This is a genomic window from Bradyrhizobium sp. NAS96.2 (genome assembly GCF_001908235.1).
Taxonomy (GTDB): Bacteria; Pseudomonadota; Alphaproteobacteria; order Rhizobiales; family Xanthobacteraceae; genus Bradyrhizobium.
This window is the reverse complement of sequence record NZ_LGHK01000344.1, coordinates 1-1,558: the sequence shown is the minus strand read 5'-3', so window position 1 is coordinate 1,558 and position 1,558 is coordinate 1. Positions and strand designations below refer to the sequence as shown.

Genomic DNA, 1,558 nt, shown 5'->3' with positions numbered 1-1,558 from the left:
TCAGCGCGGGCAGGCCGGTGCGGCGGAGCAGCGCGCGCAGCGGCGGATTGCCGAGCGCGGTCCGGTAGAACTTTCCGAGATGGGGATCGCCGCCGCGATAGGCCTGCAATACGGGGTCGCAGACGTCGTAAAGCGATGGGCCGTCCTTTTTGACGGTCAGCGCCCGGCACACCCCCCCGGCGATCTCGTGAAGGCTCATGAATCCCTTTCTCAAGGAACCGGTTAACGCCGCCGCCCCGGCGGTGTTTCCCCCGGTCCTCCCCCAAACGCGCAAGCCTTTGGAAAGCTACATGAATCGGTACAAAACACAAATGTGACTGATGTCACGTAACGGGATTTTAACGGCGTCAATGGCCTGTGCCGGGCGGCAGCATGCGGCAAACCGGGTTGCCCCGGCCGTCCGTCCGGGTTAAGGGAGTGTTTGTTGCGGCGCCGCAAATTGAGATCAATCGACGGCACACACAGCTCAACCCCATTAAACCTGACGGCCACTGACGCGTTTACCCGGCGCGATTTCGTTCGAGCGTTATCGGGAAAAGGATTGGGATCAGGAACGCCATGAACCTTAGGCAGCTTCAACTTTCCCGTCGCACCATCGCCGTTTGTGTGGCGGTGGCCGGCACGGTGTCGCTGGCGATTGGCGCCCATGCCGCGCTCAACAAGCGGACACCGGATGTTGCCAAGGGTGGCGATAAGGCCGTTGCCACCGGGCTGACCGGCAGCATTCCGGCCGGCGCCTCCCGTCTCGCGCTGATCATCGGCAACGGCCACTACCCGGACGCCGCGGCGCCGCTGGCCCAGCCGATCAACGATGCCCGCACGCTGTCCTCAGCGCTGCGCCACGAGGGCTTCGACGTTGACGTGGTCGAGGACGCGACCAAGGACGACATGTTCCGTGCGGTCGAGCGCATGAAGGCCAAGATCCGCCCCGACACCGTCGTGATGCTGTTCTTCGGCGGCTACGGCGTGCAGGTGGGTCGTGAAAGCTACATGATCCCGGTCGACGCCACGATCTGGAAGGAAGCCGACGTCAAGCGCACCGGCGTCAGCGTCGAGTCCGTGCTCGATGCGATGAAGGAGCGCGGCGCCAAGGCCAAGCTCGTGGTGCTCGATGCCTCCAGGCGCAATCCCTATGAGCGCCGCTTCCGCGCCTTCTCGCACGGCCTCGCCCCGATCAGCCCGCCGGAAAACACCATCGTGCTGAGCTCGGCGACGCCGGGCAAGGTCGCCGACGATTCCAAGGGCACCAACAGCGTGCTGGTCTCGGAGCTGATCAACAACCTCAACGCCCAGGCCGGCGCCGAAAGCGCCTTCAACAAAACCCGCGTCGCGATCTCCCGCGCGAGCGAAGGCGAGCAGGTCCCGAGCGTGTCGTCCTCGCTGCTGGAAGACATCAAGCTCGGCGGCTGAGCCCCAGCTCTTTCCCAATGTCGTCCTGGCGAAGGCCAGGACCCATATGTGGACGGCCCCCGTGGCACAAGAGCTTTGTGGAACGGTTCGGATCGCTGTCATCCATATGTCCGGCCTGTTTGATGCGATCGTGCTTGATCGCTGGGCC

The 1,558-nt window shown here is 64.2% G+C and carries 1 protein-coding gene and 1 pseudogene; one reads left to right on the top strand and one right to left on the bottom strand.

The features are described 5' to 3' along the window. Positions 1 to 199: pseudogene (locus AC628_RS41090) on the bottom strand (hypothetical protein); the annotation flags it as partial. A gap of 359 nt (positions 200 to 558) precedes the next feature. Between AC628_RS41090 and AC628_RS41085 the strand changes: the two are divergent. Beyond that, the gene (locus AC628_RS41085; protein WP_074132506.1) at positions 559 to 1,410 is read left to right on the top strand and encodes a caspase family protein; all 852 of its coding nucleotides are present in this window, start codon (positions 559 to 561) and stop codon (positions 1,408 to 1,410) included. Positions 1,411 to 1,558 lie beyond the last annotated feature (148 nt).